General features: G+C 45.3%; 15 protein-coding genes, 2 tRNA genes and 1 other annotated feature. Of the genes, 9 read left to right on the plus strand and 8 right to left on the minus strand.

What is annotated here, in order from left to right:
- Positions 1–25: 25 nt before the first annotated feature.
- Together KNO76_RS09510 and KNO76_RS09515 are read left to right on the plus strand one after the other, a co-directional pair.
- Complete coding sequence (locus tag KNO76_RS09510; protein ID WP_214885067.1) at positions 26–733, plus strand: SDR family oxidoreductase; 708 nt, start codon at positions 26–28, stop codon at positions 731–733.
- A gap of 20 nt (positions 734–753) precedes the next feature.
- Positions 754–972 carry a PspC domain-containing protein gene (locus KNO76_RS09515; protein ID WP_214701085.1) on the plus strand — a complete coding sequence of 73 codons (219 nt, stop codon included), beginning with the start codon at positions 754–756 and terminating at the stop codon, positions 970–972.
- A gap of 36 nt (positions 973–1,008) precedes the next feature.
- Here the strand turns inward: KNO76_RS09515 and KNO76_RS09520 are convergent, their stop codons facing one another.
- Positions 1,009–1,863: an aldose 1-epimerase family protein gene (locus tag KNO76_RS09520; protein WP_214885068.1), complete on the minus strand. Its 855-nt coding sequence runs from the start codon at positions 1,861–1,863 to the stop codon at positions 1,009–1,011.
- Between the two features lie 74 nt (positions 1,864–1,937).
- On the opposite strand from KNO76_RS09520, the gene KNO76_RS09525 reads away from it, so the two are divergent.
- Positions 1,938–2,504: a TlpA family protein disulfide reductase gene (locus KNO76_RS09525; protein ID WP_251127967.1), complete on the plus strand. Its 567-nt coding sequence runs from the start codon at positions 1,938–1,940 to the stop codon at positions 2,502–2,504.
- Positions 2,505–2,554: 50 nt separating this feature from the next.
- Here KNO76_RS09525 and KNO76_RS09530 read toward each other — a convergent pair whose 3' ends face one another.
- From KNO76_RS09530 to KNO76_RS09545, 4 genes are all read right to left on the minus strand, one after another.
- Positions 2,555–2,761: a DUF3006 domain-containing protein gene (locus KNO76_RS09530; protein ID WP_214885071.1), complete on the minus strand. Its 207-nt coding sequence runs from the start codon at positions 2,759–2,761 to the stop codon at positions 2,555–2,557.
- Between the two features lie 406 nt (positions 2,762–3,167).
- On the minus strand, positions 3,168–3,968 hold the full coding sequence (locus KNO76_RS09535) for an MBL fold metallo-hydrolase (RefSeq protein ID WP_214885072.1): 801 nt from the start codon (positions 3,966–3,968) through the stop codon (positions 3,168–3,170).
- A 155-nt stretch (positions 3,969–4,123) separates the two neighbouring features.
- Positions 4,124–4,197: transfer RNA gene (locus KNO76_RS09540), tRNA-Gly, on the minus strand.
- Positions 4,198–4,213: 16 nt separating this feature from the next.
- Positions 4,214–4,287: transfer RNA gene (locus KNO76_RS09545), tRNA-Gly, on the minus strand.
- Positions 4,288–4,417: 130 nt separating this feature from the next.
- Here KNO76_RS09545 and KNO76_RS09550 point away from each other — a divergent pair.
- The 3 genes from KNO76_RS09550 to KNO76_RS09560 are packed head-to-tail and all read left to right on the plus strand — an operon-like array spanning position 4,418 to position 5,744.
- The gene (locus tag KNO76_RS09550; RefSeq protein ID WP_214703869.1) at positions 4,418–4,777 is read left to right on the plus strand and encodes a hypothetical protein; all 360 of its coding nucleotides are present in this window, start codon (positions 4,418–4,420) and stop codon (positions 4,775–4,777) included.
- A gap of 2 nt (positions 4,778–4,779) precedes the next feature.
- The gene (locus KNO76_RS09555) at positions 4,780–5,334 is read left to right on the plus strand and encodes a hypothetical protein (RefSeq protein ID WP_353047763.1); all 555 of its coding nucleotides are present in this window, start codon (positions 4,780–4,782) and stop codon (positions 5,332–5,334) included.
- Positions 5,331–5,744: a DUF3805 domain-containing protein gene (locus KNO76_RS09560; protein ID WP_214701091.1), complete on the plus strand. Its 414-nt coding sequence runs from the start codon at positions 5,331–5,333 to the stop codon at positions 5,742–5,744. The genes KNO76_RS09555 and KNO76_RS09560 overlap by 4 nt, the downstream gene beginning before the upstream one ends.
- 41 nt (positions 5,745–5,785) lie before the next feature.
- Here the strand turns inward: KNO76_RS09560 and KNO76_RS09565 are convergent, their stop codons facing one another.
- The 3 genes from KNO76_RS09565 to KNO76_RS09575 all read right to left on the minus strand — a co-directional run bounded on the left by KNO76_RS09565 (position 5,786) and on the right by KNO76_RS09575 (position 11,534).
- Entirely contained in the window at positions 5,786–8,755 is a 2,970-nt protein-coding gene (locus tag KNO76_RS09565; protein WP_214885074.1) for an SH3 domain-containing protein, read from the minus strand.
- Between the two features lie 170 nt (positions 8,756–8,925).
- Positions 8,926–9,834, minus strand: coding sequence for an alpha/beta fold hydrolase (locus tag KNO76_RS09570; RefSeq protein WP_214885076.1), 909 nt, complete (start codon positions 9,832–9,834; stop codon positions 8,926–8,928).
- Between the two features lie 14 nt (positions 9,835–9,848).
- A complete protein-coding gene (locus tag KNO76_RS09575) occupies positions 9,849–11,534 on the minus strand; it encodes a formate--tetrahydrofolate ligase (RefSeq protein WP_214885077.1) in 1,686 nt (561 codons plus the stop codon).
- Positions 11,535–11,777: 243 nt separating this feature from the next.
- On the opposite strand from KNO76_RS09575, the gene KNO76_RS09580 reads away from it, so the two are divergent.
- The 3 genes from KNO76_RS09580 to asnA all read left to right on the plus strand — a co-directional run bounded on the left by KNO76_RS09580 (position 11,778) and on the right by asnA (position 14,976).
- Complete coding sequence (locus KNO76_RS09580) at positions 11,778–12,683, plus strand: carbohydrate ABC transporter permease (RefSeq protein ID WP_026826795.1); 906 nt, start codon at positions 11,778–11,780, stop codon at positions 12,681–12,683.
- Positions 12,680–13,582 (plus strand): carbohydrate ABC transporter permease, encoded by a 903-nt coding sequence (locus KNO76_RS09585; RefSeq protein ID WP_214885079.1) that lies wholly within the window; start codon positions 12,680–12,682, stop codon positions 13,580–13,582. The genes KNO76_RS09580 and KNO76_RS09585 overlap by 4 nt, the downstream gene beginning before the upstream one ends.
- Positions 13,583–13,685: 103 nt before the next feature.
- Positions 13,686–13,926, plus strand: a binding site (T-box leader).
- A 69-nt stretch (positions 13,927–13,995) separates the two neighbouring features.
- Positions 13,996–14,976, plus strand: a complete 981-nt coding sequence (asnA, locus tag KNO76_RS09590; RefSeq protein WP_214885081.1) for an aspartate--ammonia ligase — start codon at positions 13,996–13,998, stop codon at positions 14,974–14,976.
- Positions 14,977–15,134 lie beyond the last annotated feature (158 nt).

Genomic DNA, 15,134 nt, shown 5'->3' on the forward strand with positions numbered 1-15,134 from the left:
TACTCTTTTGAGGAGGGAAATTTGAATGAAAGTTTTAGTCATTGGAGCAACAGGAAAGATCGGGAAACGTGTATTGAAAAGCCTGGCGAAAACCCATCAAGTGACCGCTTTAATTCGTTATCCTGAACTACAAGCAGAGTATGAAAAAATGGGTGCGCATGTATTGACGGTTGACGTTGAGAAAGAACTCGAGAAAAAAGTGCATGAGGCAACGAGCGGACAAGATGCCGTTATTATTGCGGCAACTGCTGGTGCAGATGGTTCGAGCACTGAAATTGAACTGCTTGACCGAAACGTCGCAATGAACGCAATTGATGCCGCAAAAAAAGAAAGAGTACGTCATGTCGTCTTGCTCAGTGCTTATGGCGCCGATCAACCGAATGCTGCACCGAAAGAACTCTTTAACTTTCTGTCAGCTAATAATGCCGCCGACGAGTATATCGAACATAGCGGTTTGAACTATACGATTATTTGCCCAGTGACCATTGTCGATGAACCGAGTAAAGGTTCCATCGAAGCATCTGAAGATCTGAATGACGCGGATGGTGCGACGATTTCTGAAACTGATGTCGCGACTATCATCGCAGCATCCCTCGATAACCGTAGTTTGTACGGTCGCCGGATTGAAATTAAGTCTGGCAGTACACCAATCAACGAAGCACTTGATTTTGAAGGACGTGGAGAAGTGGCGAATGGAGGAAGAACGACGTTGCGTCGACCACAACGCTCATAATGAGTTGAGGAGAAGATAACATGGAACGGAAGTTATACAAAGACCCAAGTAATCAAATGATTGCCGGAGTATGTTCAGGACTAGGAAACTATTTAGGTGTGGATGTCACGATCATGCGCGTTCTTTTCGTGGCGATGGCTCTTCTCGGAGGACCAGGACTTCTTATTTACATCGTCCTGGCAATTATTATGAAGAAGCCGCCATCAGAGTATGAAGTAGAACAAGAAGATCGCTTTTAATAAAAAATCAATCCGACGTCTCGTCGGATTGATTTTTTATTTCTCTACATATAAAGTGTAACTCGCTTCGAATGTCTCATTTGGTGATAGGAGTTGAATCCCTTCTTTGTTCAGGAAGTTTCTTCGATGCCCTTTATAATCCGCATGTCCAAACCAAGGTTCCAAACAGACGAACGGAGCTTCTTTGTGCGGTGGAGACCAAATACCGAAATGCGTGAAGGACGGACTTTCCATCACGATGGCGGTGTCTGTCGGTTGATGCCGGAGTGCTGCGTAGTCAACGTTCTCAAAGATCAGCGCATCGTCATCGAATAGCGATCTAGTGAGCGGGATATACTGTCGTTCACCGAGTGGTTGATACGCACCTGTCAAATAAGGACCGTCTAAGAGATAGCGATCGCGTGTGCGAACTTCACCAAAGTCAATCGTATAGTCCTCAAACGTCCCACCCATGAATGGAACATTGAATGCGGGGTGGCCTCCGATACTGAATGGTAACACGGTTTCACCGGAGTTATAGACACGATACGACACGATGACTTCTTCGCCAACAATTTGATATGAAACGTTTAGCGTAAACGGGAAAGGATAGTGTTGGCGCGATTCAGGTGTATCGCTCAGTGTGAAACAGACGGACGTGGCAGACGATGAATCGATATCAAAAATAGCATCACGGGCAAAGCCGTGTTGGCTCATCGTATACGTGTGTCCTTCATACAAATATTGATCATCGAGCAACCGACCGACAATCGGAAAAAGAATCGGTGCCTGTCTCCCCCAATACGTGGGGTCCCCTTGCCAAAGAAATTCTTGTCCTTCTACTTTCCAACTAGTCATCTCCGCCCCTTGCGCTTTTAAGCTAATCTGTATTTTTTCATTTTGAAGTTGCACAATACACACGCTCCTTTACAGTTTATGATAAGTTAAGTGTAGAAATCTTAAGGAAAACAAACAAGGGGTAAATGATGCGCTTACAAAAAATCGTAATCGGAACGCTAATCCTTCTATTGATTGTTGGGCTTGCTTATAAAGGTTATGAAGAATATATGTCGACGTTAGAGGGAGATAAAGCGGTTCCGATTGTACAAGATGAATCGGTTTTGGGAGGGTTAGAAGTCGGACAGCAAGCTCCAAACTTCACTTTGAGCACGCTAGAAGGGGAACGTCTTTCCCTTACTCAATATCAAGGAAAGCCGGTCGTGATTAACTTTTGGGCTTCGTGGTGTCCACCATGCCGGGATGAGTTCCCTGAACTCGTGTCTTTTGAAAAAGCGACGAATATTCCGGTTGTTGGAGTAAATGTCACGAAGAATGAACGACGTGGAAAAGAAGACGTGGAAGCATTCTTAGATGAGTATCCCGTCGATTTTCCGATTCTGTTAGATGAAGAGGCAGCTGTCGAGCAACGATATCGTGTTGTCGCATTACCGACAACGTACGTTCTAGATGCAAAAGGAATCATCGTGGCGAAACAGACGGGTCCAGTTGACGAAGCGTGGCTTCAAGGACAGGTTAGTCAATTATCAGAATGACACGTCATTCAAAAGCTGAACGATCTGCCCGGTTTGATTGGGCAGATCGTTCAGCTTTTGTAGTGTTGCTTAACCAACGCATCAAAGTTAGGGGTCATATCTTCTTCAAGATAATAGTGATGATTGTCTCGAATGATTGTATCACCAACACGTGCTTCGGATGGTAGGAATCGTCTAGGGATGAAACTTGAGCCATTATTCCATCTCAATACGGCATATTTTCCCTCGATCCGTACCAATGTACCGTACTTAATCATACCTCTTCCTCCTCGACGAGCAGCTTCTGTCTCTTTTTATCCTTACATCATATATTCCCAAATTACATAAAAGCTACACCTCTTTACACGTGTCCGTCCATAGAAAGGCTGGGCGTTATGTTCGAGACCCGTGGATGTTATTAACAAGAAATGTGAAAAAAGTTTGAAGAAAACGCTTTCTTTTTTGGAGGCGGTCTTCTATAATAAAACCACGGGGTGATTATGACGAAACTGTGAACAATGGGGGGATGGTCATGTTTTCTTCTGCTATGATTGGATTGCTCGCTCTGACGGGAGTAACAATCTATGGGGTTGACCGTATGTTCACGGTCCGCTCAGAACGCATCACAAAGAAATAGGTCTACATAGGGGGATCGCAACGTCTTGGGGAGACGTTGCGATTTTTTTAATAGTCTTGTCGACGAGACCGACGATCGGTCTCTTTTTGTTCCACCATCTTCTGATTTCGTTCATGAACCCGATCGAAAAATGCGTGATCTGGCCAAGATGGAGACCAATGACGTTCTTCAGGAAGAGCTAGAATGTATTCTTCCGCAACGCTCAACCGCTTAATAATTTGACTTCGATTATCACATAAATCACCATGCCCCGGTACGAACCATTGGATTTCATGTTCATAAATGATTGATTGCAACATTTGTAACGTATCGAGATAGGCAGTCGGGTCGTGTTCGATAAATGGGGGCTCGATATTTGATCCGTAATCCCCACAAACGAGTAGATTCATCGATTCGATTAAAATCGACATGTGTGTCGCGTCATGGCCAGGTGTGGAGATGAATGTGACCGGTACTGAACCGAGCAAAAGCGTTTGATCGGGCTTGATCACGAGATCGATGTCGGGTTTTTGGATAGGACGATTGATGTAATGTTGCTCATAAAACTCACGAATCTCATTTAGCTGCTCAGATGAATCTGTCTCTACAAACGCTTGTGAGGCAATGGTTGTAGCATCGGTAAAGCCATAGGCTCCAATGATATGGTCAAAATGATGATGCGTAAAGATGACGTAAAGTGGACGGTCGTTGCGACGCAGCTCGATATCTCGGCGAATCGTGGCGATTTCTTCCGGGAGCCACGTCGGATCAATCAAAATAATAGCATCGGGTGTATCAATGAGAGTCGATGTCGTTCGCATCAACGCACTTTCATATACAGTAAATGATTGCAGTTTCGCTTGAATCAATGGAGTTCCTCCTCATTCGACTAGACTCATTTACTCTTTCCCCAAATTGCTTGAGAGAACAACAAAAAAGCAGAAAGTCGTGTGACTTTCTGCTTTTGCAAGGTCTCAACCGTGCAGTGTATGTGTGCGAGATGTTCTCGCGTATATGTCGATATTGGAGCGGGTGAAGAGAATCGAACTCTCGTCATCAGCTTGGAAGGCTGAGGTTTTACCATTAAACTACACCCGCATGAGTGAAAAAAATATGGAGCGGGTGAAGAGAATCGAACTCTCGTCATCAGCTTGGAAGGCTGAGGTTTTACCATTAAACTACACCCGCAAAACGTTTTAACGTTACTTTGATATAATAGCATATACGATTCTATTTGCAAACCCTTTTTTAAAAAACTTTTTAGGTTGCAGAACCCTATCGACAACGAAGATAATAGAAAAAAGGGGAGAAATCAAATATGAGTGAACGGAAATCATATTTACAACTGATGGGTGAAGGATTTCGAATGTTGAAGCAGTCAAAACAAACGGATACCACGGTGTCTCTCCGGAATTGGACGTTTACGATTCATCACGATCATGAATGGTACATTGTACTACGTACGAGTCGGATCAAGTGGATCGGGTTGCCGACCACAACGTTTCTTATACGTCCTGACACGATTCAAATAGGAGATTTAAAAATCACCCGTCACGAGGAATCGAATGAAGTACGTTTGACAATCGATGAAGAATGGGGATTGGAAAATAAGGTTGTTTGTGACAATCTAGAATGGGAAACATTCGTCGATGCGCTCAAACGAGTGAAGGGGGAGTAAGCGTGAGTGGAGAGAGGTTATATCGGATGGAAGCCGAGGCTCGTGGGAGTGCTTGGCGTGCCCGGGTGCTAACAGGGATTCAACGATTTCGATTTTACAAAGGAGAATTGCTCGCACCGACAAACCGCCCTTATGTCGTGCTGAGTATCTCGCAAGATGAAGGGGCCCTCCCTGACTTAATTGAAACCGATATGGGTGTCCTCTTGATACATGAACGGGTAGGTCCCGTTTTTATGAATGTATGTCCGTATGATGTTCAACTCGTTCGGGTCGAACTTCATACGAGTACGGGAAAAACCGACCGTTATTGCGCACTCAATGTCCTTCGCCGCTTTGAAATCGAATACCTTGAGCATTCGAACGAATATCGTCCATTAAGTGCGGAACGACTCTATTTCCTATCGAATCAAACGGTCCGAATGAATTTATTTGGACATATGATTGCCCAAGACGTAAACAGTCAACGTCTTTACGTGACAGAACGTTTGAAGTATGCGCTTCAAGCCAAGATGGTCACAGGGCTGGCATTTAAGCAAGTAAAGGAGAAAACAGCATGAAAGACTATGAAATTGATGGGTGGTTCCGCCTGACGTATCCGGAACATTATGAATACAGCGAAGAAGAAGACTACGTGAGTTTCTATTCGACAGAAGAGGATGCGCAAGGGACGCTTCAAATCTCGATTTATGAATCAGAAGATTCACAAGAGCCGCAACAATCTGCTTTGGGCGAGTTGAACACGTTCTTAGGAGAGTTTCCGATCGACGTGAAAGTCGCACCGAGTGTGACCGATGAGACGAGTGACATGACGACGGCCTATGCGAGTGGGATTGAAGACGGCATGCATTTAGATGTATGGTCCTTGACCGACGGAACACGGCTCTTATTTTTAACATACGTAGCCGATCAGGTGACCGATGAAAAGATGGAGATTGAGTCCATCATCGATTCAATCGAATGGACATGAAATGAGACACGACGCCAGTTAGGGGCGCGTGTCTCATTTTTTTACTGATATTTTGGTACATCGAAGTTGAGCGTGTAAGCATCAAGAGATTGATAGATGTTATAGATACTAGTCGTCTGTTTCGCAGCCCATCCGATATCGGTTGCATATTGGTGAGTTCCGGGTGAAGACGGGTTGAATCGCATCTTATACAGCGTATTTTGTTTATATGTCGGGTGATTGATATAGCTAGCCCCAATCCAGTAAGCTCCCCCAATGATTGCTTCTTTCGGTGAGAACCATTTTTGTTGGAAGGCGTATTTGGCGCCGTTCCCAAGAGGGTTGCTATCGGTCGCTTGTATTCCGTACATATTATAGACGGTTGCGGCAACAGGACGTTCTGGATAAATCCGATTCCCACTCGAGTTGATCAATGCATTCCCATCTTTATCGACAGGAACCCCTTTTGCGAGAAGCGACGTACCGTGTCCCGTTTCAAGGAGGGCATGCGAGAGAAGATAGACTTCGTTTACGCCGTACATGCTAGCCGCATCTACGAATGCTTGACCTTGTCCACTAAGTGTCCCTTTAGATGTGAGAACTTTGTTGAGCGTGGTCGCTGTTGTCCCAGCGCTCTTTGATAAATCTAAGAATTGATAGAATGAACGAGAGTTCGAATCAATCTGACTTGGATCGACATACGAGATAAGGTCATCTACTGACGCGCGACGCCATGTGTTGTCGAATACTCGAATGTTGTGTCCAGCCGGGCGTTTATACGAAATTGTATAGTATGTCCCCGTCTGACCAGTTATGGTTACAGTCTCACCTGTGTTGATTTGTCCATAGGCGTGAGATGTCAAAATCGGTCGACTTAAAATGTTTGCTGTCCCAACGACTGAACTCGGTGTCACATATCCAGTCATTGTGCCGTATTTCACTTTGTACCAAACTGTTGAACCGGAAGTGTAGCGGTCAACATATTGTATCGACGCCCCGTATGGAATTGTAACGAGTGAAGAAGAACTTGAGGAAGCAGTCATCTTCAGAGCTGTTCCTAAGCCTGAGATGACAGTCATCTCAGGCTTAACAATCGTTCCAGTCGAACCGTTGACGCTAACCCAAGCGCGAGGTAAATATGCTTCATCATATCGATGTGCGTCGGTTTGAGCGAATTGAGCCATTTGACGTTCTGCCATCTGGCGAACCGTCATTGGATAACTTGTATATGAAACTTTTTTCGTGATTCCTGTCGCAGGTGGAGTCGTTGTGACAGGTACGACGTAATCGGTATGAATATAGTTACCACTATACGTTCCGTTCGTGAGAAGAGCCCAGTCTGAGCCGACAATCGGTTTGATGTTGACAATCGTTCCTGTACTTAACGTTCCGACTTTATTTGCTGTCGTTACTTCAGGCGTAGACCGAACGTTGAGCGGTTCGTTCCCATCTACATAGATGCGAACTTGACGTTCTTCTTCGTATTGTTCGTCTGACGGTGCTGTTTTCGAGAAGTAATCTGCCGTCGCATAACCTGTGATTGGGCCGTATTCAATTTTAAAGAATCGTTCCGTGAGGCCAGGTTCAGATACTTGTTGAACTTTCGTACCGAACGGAATGACCGCAATTTTAACCTTTTCAGCATCAGAACGGTTATATAAGACGACATCGCGAGTTGTATAGTAATCTGTTTTCACAATAACCTCTGGATTTTTCAATGAAAAGTGACTAGAGCCTGCATATCCTGTTTTGCCATCATAGCGAATCTTGAACCATGAACTAGATAGACTACTTTGCGAGACTTGTTCCACTTTTGCACCGAATGGAATTGTCGCAATCTTTGTCGCTCCGGCTGCAGAAGAACTATACATCGCCACATTTCGAATCGCAAAGTATGGTGTGATTGTCACTTCTTCAGGTGCCTTCGTTGAAAAATGGCGAGCGGCAGCGAAGCCTGTGACTCCATCATATTCAATTTTGAACCAGGAGTCGGATAGGTTGGCGTCAGAAACCTGTACCACTTTCGTTCCTTCTTTGATCGTGCGAAGACGAGCCGCTCCGGAAGCGGAAGACTCATACAGTACTAGGTCTCGAACCGCATAATATGTTGTTTTGACGACTGATTCAGGTTTTGAGGTCGAGAAGTTACGTGCAGCTGCATAACCGACAGTGTCCCCGTATTGAACTTTATACCAAGATGAACTCAATCCGTTCACGTACACACGCTTCACTTCTGCTCCGAGTGGAATCGTTGCGATTTTTGATGCACCCGTTCCTGAACCGTTGTAGAGTGCAACATTTTTCACTGCGTAATATGTCGTGACCGCTTCTGGAGCAAGGGGAGTCGCTGTGAAATTACGTGCCGGTGCATAACCGACGAGTGAACCGTATTCGATTTTGTACCAAGATCCCGTCGCACCCAATGAATCGAGGTAAGTGACGTGCGCGCCTTCTGGAATCGTTGCGATTTTTGACGCGCCAGTACTGGTCTTGTCATATAGAACGGCTGTCTTAGAAGCGTAAAACGAAGGATTCGTTTCGCTAAAGTATCGTGCGGCCACATATCCAGTATATGTACCGAATTGTACCTTATACCAAGACCCTGTCGCACCGTGAGTAGAAAGATGCGTCACGAGTGATCCTTTCGGGATGACCGTTTCGATTGAAGCAGATGTTGACATCGACGACCGAAGATTGACGTTCATTTCAGCCATATATAATGAAGTGGACGTTGTAGATGCTTTTGTAATGGATGAACCCATCGTCAAATACGTAGAAGAAACGTAACGTTTCTGTCCCTCGAAGCTGATTTGTGCCCATTCATCATTTAAGGCATACACATCTACCGACGTTCCTTCCGTTAACTTGCCGACGATTGAAGACGATGTCGATGAATCAGACCGTACATTTAAAATGGGTGTGTTGACTGTTCCTTCAGATGTTGCTGCGTATGATTGGAGAGGCGCAACGGTGCTCAGAATCGTTCCTGAGACGATGGCGGCTACTCCTAATCGTGAGAGTGTCGATTTCAATATGTTACCCCTTTCGGATGAAAAAACATGATAAAAATGATTGCGGTCTAAGTATAACGTACTTAAAAATTGGAAAGAAGAAGTAAAATTTTAAAAAAGGTAAATGGTTAAAATATCTTTTCCGAAATCAGGTAAATGAAAAACCCCCTTATAAAAGGAGGTTGAGTAAATTAATGGTTTTTGATTTGCTTCATCCAAGCAAGGATATCCAACCAAACTTGTTCACGGTGAGCTTCGCGAAGGATTTCATGTCGGGCACTGTCGTATGTGACGACAGTGAGTTCGATATCCGCTTTACGATATTTTTGAATGATTCCGTTCAACCCCTCGCCGTCATGAGTGACGGGATCGTCCACTCCAGCAACGAATAAAACTGGAAGTGACTTCGGATGTTCGTGAATACGTGCGGATGTCGTGACATCTAATGAGGCGCGGGTCACCTCATGTAAGAAGCCAAGGGATGGTAGTCCACCGCAATTTGGATCTTTAATATAGGAGTCAACCTCATCGGGCACGCTCGAGAGCCAATCACTATTTGTTCGAGCTGGTAAAAATTTTAGGTTGTAGCGTCCGAACAAGAGACGTTCAAAAAATTTAGATTGGTGTGTCGCGCCTTTTCGATTCATCGCAGTAGCAATTAAGCGATGACCGATCTCCCCTGCGACTCCAGGGTGTGGAGGCGGGGCGACGACAATCACACCAGATAAAGCGTGTCCCATGACTTGTCCGAGTCGTCGTGCGAGAAGTGAGCCGAAGCTATGACCTAACAGATACGTCGGACGCTCATCCTCATGCTGGTTAATGAGATACTGGGCATCATCGACGAGTTGCTGAAATCCAGTCTCTGGCGCAAGATGGCCGTAAGTGTTTTGGTCATGGGCGCTAGTGCCCGCACCGCGCAAGTCACATACAAACACATCGTATCCATTATTTGCCATAAAATGCGCGAACTCAATATATCTTTCATGATGTTCGAGCATCCCGTGAAACATGAATATTTTCCCAATTGATTGATCTGCCCGCACGTGCATCACTTCCGTTTGATACCCGTCAGGATACGTCAACTCCGATACGATCATCTGTCATCCCCCTATTAGAAAAGTCCGATTGCTTTTCCGGATTCATCAATTCCCATATTGAGAGCTGCCGGATGTTTTGGCAAGCCTGGCATCGTCAGCACGTTTCCTGTCAAGGCGACGAGGAATCCTGCTCCCACTGATGGTTTCAATTCGCGAACGGTGATCGTGAATCCTTGTTGATAACCGAATTTTGAAGGGTCGTCAGAGAGGGAGAACGGTGTCTTCGCCATACATATTGGGAGGTCGGCCCACCCATTTGTTTCGATGGCTTGAATCTGTTTTTGTGCTTTTGGTGTGAACGTGACATCCGCGGCACCATATACTTCCCGGGCAATCGTCTTGATTTTGTGTTCAATCGAGTCAGTTAATTCATAAAGTGGAGATAGCTTGCTTTCTTTTGATTCCACCGCATCAATGACGGCTTCGGCCAACTGGTGACCACCAAGTCCACCATCCGCCCATACCTCACTCAATGAAGCGCGGATATCATGTGCAGTACACCAATCAAGAACGGCAGCGAGCTCATCTTCTGTATCTGAATTGAAACGATTTAAAGCGACAACAGTCGGAAGTCCGAGCTTTTTCATCGTGTTGATATGTTTGGCGAGTAACTTCATTCCTTGACCGACTGCACCGACATTTTCGATATGAAGCTGATCCTTAGATACACCTCCATGCATTTTTAGAGCACGTACGGTCGCAACGAGAACGACCGCATCGGGATTTAATTCTCCAACTCGAGATTTGATGTGACAGAATTTTTCAGCTCCGAGGTCTGCACCGAAACCGGCTTCCGTCACTACATATTCACCAAGCTTCAAAGCTGTCTTTGTTGCGATTAATGAGTTACATCCGTGCGCAATGTTCGCAAACGGTCCACCGTGGACGAGAGCCGGGGTTTGTTCAAGTGTTTGGACAAGGTTTGGTTTAAATGCCTCTTTTAAAAGTAATGTTGCCGCGCCTGCCGCACCAATTTGTTCGGCGGTGATTGGTTCTTGTTGATGGTCATAAGCGACGACGATTCGCTTGATTCGTTCTTCAAGGTCATTCAAAGAATCGGCGAGACAAAGGATGGCCATAATTTCAGAAGCGACAGTAATATCAAATCCGTCCTCACGCGGTACTCCATGAGCGGTACCCCCAAGTCCGACGGTGACATGACGTAGCGCACGGTCGTTCAAGTCGAGAACGCGTTTCCATACGATTCGGCGAACGTCGATCCCGAGATCATTTCCCTGATGAAGATGATTGTCGATCATGGCACTAATTGTGTTGTGTGCCGACGTAATCGCATGCATGTCTCCTGTGAAATGGAGGTTGATGTCCTCCATCGGGAGAACTTGACTGAAGCCACCACCGGCTGCGCCGCCCTTTAAGCCCATTGTTGGTCCGAGTGAAGGTTCGCGAAGACAAACGATTGCTTGTTTGTCCAACTGATTCAAGGCTTGACCGAGACCGACCGTGACCGTTGATTTTCCTTCTCCGGCTGGCGTTGGATTGATTGCAGTAACGAGTACAAGTTTTCCGTCTTTTCGTGTCTTCACACGTTCGAGGACATCATAAGAAAGTTTGGCTTTATATTTTCCATAAAGATCAAGGTCGTCTTCTTGTAGTCCGATTTTTGCTGCAACTTCTTTGATCGGCAATGTTTTAGCTTGTTGGGCGATGGTTAAGTCGGATAATGGTTTCGTTGTTGTCATGTGAAAGTACCTCCGTTTATCGAACGATGTGTTTTAATATATTGAATAATATTCGTGATTAACGTCATAAAAAACAGAACAGATAGTTTGGAGTACAATCCGTTCGTATTGTCATTGATTTTATCATAACTCATCATTCCTTGAATTTCATTCATTCCGTTCAATATTTTCCACCCTTTCTGTCAAATGTATCCGTTTTCATAAAGAGCTCTTCACGATACATTGATAGTGGAGGCGATACACATGACTGAGACTGCAAAACGGACGAAACGAAGACGAAATTGGAAGAAACCTGCGAGTTTTATAGCATTTGTCGGACCCGCTTTTTTGGCTTTTGTCGCCATTGTACTGATCCCGTTCTTCAATGGAATCTACTATAGTTTCACGGATTGGAACGGTGTGACAGGCGAGTTGAATTTTATCGGATTCGATAACTATCAACGATTATTTTTGGAAGATGAGCAATTCCGAGCTTCTTTTTGGATAACAACAAAATATACGATTGTATCTGTCTTATTGACGAATATCGTCGGATTTTCTTTAGCACTATTGTTGACGATGAATATTAAAACACGAAATTTCTTACGTACAATTTTCTTCATGCCGAACTTGATTGGTGGATTGATTCTCGGATTCATTTGGCAGTTCATTTACGTGAAAGGATTTGCCTCGATTGGGGCGTTGACGGGATGGAGTCTATTTGAACTACCGTGGCTCGGAGATGCGCAAACGGCATTTTGGGGAATCGTGATCGTCGCAATCTGGCAAGGTGGCGGCTACGTCATGGTCATCTATATCGCAGCATTACAGAATGTACCGACCGATTTGATGGAGGCGGCTCGAATTGATGGAGCGAACCGTTTCAAGATGCTTCGTCACATTACCTTGCCGATGATTATGCCATCCATCACGATTTGTTTATTCTTAACGATTTCATGGTCGTTCAAAGTGTTTGATACGAACTTGTCGCTGACAAATGGAGGACCGTTCAAATCGACCGAGATGTTGGCTTTAAACATTTACACAGAATCCTTCGTCAATAACAATTATGGTCTTGGCTCAGCTAAAGCGGTCATCTTCTTCTTGGTCGTGGCTGCGATTACGGTGACGCAAGTGTACGTGACGAAAAAACGGGAGGTGGAAGCATGACGACGGAAAAATTGGAACGAATCGAGAAAAAATTGGATGAAACACCAAAGCTCGTCCCGAAGCGGCCTCTCCGCCCGGGAGCGTATTCTTGGAATCTCGGAGTCATTGAACTCGTCGCTATTCTGCTCGGACTTCTTTATTTGGTGCCATTCTATTACGTTGTCGCCAACTCGTTCAAATCGATGGCCGAAATCTTTACGAATACTTCCGCCTTACCGAACGAATGGTTGACGTTGAACTATACGGAAGCATGGGAAGCGATGAATTATGGACGCGTGTTTCTAAACTCACTTCTCATCACGTTTGGTGCAAATGCAATCATCGTCATCTTTACGTCGATGGCAGCATGGAAACTCGTTCGTACGAAACATTGGGTCTCCACGATGATTTTTTTCTTATTCGTGGCAGCTATGGTCATTCCGTTTCAATCTATTATGATTCCGCTTGTAAAGGTATCGAGCGTCCTTGGGTTGTTGAACAGTCATTGGGGACTGATGGTCATGTATCTTGGGTTCGGTTCTGGAATCTCCGTGTTTCTCTACCATGGGTTCATGAAGTCCATTCCTGAAGAAATTGAAGAAGCGGCCATCATTGACGGATGTTCGACATGGGGTGTATTTTGGCGAATAGTTTTTCCGCTACTAAAGCCAATCACGGTGACAATCGTCATCTTGAACAGTCTCTGGATTTGGAACGACTTCCTATTGCCGTCTCTCGTTCTTCGTGATGTGGAATTACGGACCATCCCGCTCGCGACGTTCTATTTCTTTGGACAATATACAAAACAGTGGGATCTTGCGTTAGCTGGTTTAGTGTTAGGAATCGTTCCCCTTTTGGTCTTCTTCTTCGGTATGCAAAAGCATATCATCAAAGGAATCACGAGTGGTTCGATTAAATAACCCTCCTAAGGGAATCCTCCGTTCGCTACACGGAGGATTATTTTTTTTTGAAAAACCGTTGACATTATTCAGAATATTTATAATAATGAATTCAATTCAATTGTGAACGACGTCGAAAGGACGAGTACATGAAGGTAGTGAGTCAAGCGATCCGGGGGAGGTGAGAGCCCGGTCTTAACCCTTCGTCGAAAAACTTCCTGGAGTCGCTACCCGAACGCTTTGCCAGTAGACGTAGCCGGACCGCTCCCCGTTATCGGAGCTACGAGATGTTTGTCTCGAAAAAGTGAGTAGATTCGTCTACTAATTTGGGTGGCACCGCGGAACCGAAGTCTTCCGTCCCATGTTCGATGGGATTGGAGGGCTTTTTTTCATGGCTTCACTCCCAAATATTCCACAATTGGAGGAAACGGAAAATGACAACAGCAACAAGCACGATGAAGGAAAGACAGCAGACAATCGGAGCAGTCAAGGCACTCTTCGAGGAGAAAGTCTCGCGTGAACTCGGACTCACACAAGTACAGGCGCCGTTATTCGTCGAATCAGCAAGTGGTGTCAACGATCATCTGAACGGTGTGGAGCGCATCATTCAGTTTGATACGATGTATCCAGGCCATGAACTTGAAATCGTTCAATCGCTTGCGAAATGGAAACGAGAGGCACTCGGACGTTATGGATTTGGTGTCGGAGAAGGATTGTATACTCAAATGCGAGCAATTCGTCGTGATGAAGAGCTCGATGCGACGCATTCTCTCTTTGTCGATCAGTGGGACTGGGAGCGAGTCATTGCTCGAGAAGAACGGACGATGGAGTATTTAAAAGCAACGGTCGAGTCGATTTATGTGGCACTCCGTGAAACAGAGTCGGAAGTGGAAAGAGCGTATGGTATTGAAGCGATTCTTCCAGATGCCATTCATTTCATCACGAGCCAAGAGCTAGAGGATGCGTATCCGACGATGACTCCGAAAGAGCGTGAGAGTGCAATTTGTAAAGAGTACGGCGCGGTCTTCATCTCGCGAATTGGAGACAAACTCGCTTCAGGTATGAAACATGATGGACGTGCGGCGGACTATGATGACTGGTCGCTCAACGGTGACATTCTCGTTTGGCACCCTGAACTTGAGTCGGCATTTGAATTATCGTCGATGGGGATTCGTGTAGACGAGGTGACTCTTGAAGCACAACTTCAAAAAGCCGGGGCCGAAGAAAAACGTGCTTATCCATTCCATCAAGGTGTGCTCGAAGGAACACTTCCGCTCACGATTGGTGGAGGCATCGGTCAATCCCGTGTAGCGATGTATCTCTTACGTGCACGTCATATCGGTGAAGTCCAAACATCGGTCTGGCCAATAGAAGTGATTCAGTCGTGCAAAGATGCTGGTATCAGCTTGTTGTAATATAAAAATAATTAGAAACAGGGAACAGGACTCGTTAAAACGGGTCTTGTTTTTCTGTGCAACATTTTCCACCCTATCCGTCAATTTTGACACCTACATATTGGAAGCGTTTTCACTTAAAGTTGGTTTTGTAAAGAATGGATGAGATTAAGGGAGGA

Origin of the sequence: Exiguobacterium sp. s101 (assembly GCF_018617835.1) — a bacterium.
Taxonomy (GTDB): domain Bacteria; phylum Bacillota; class Bacilli; order Exiguobacteriales; family Exiguobacteriaceae; genus Exiguobacterium; species Exiguobacterium marinum.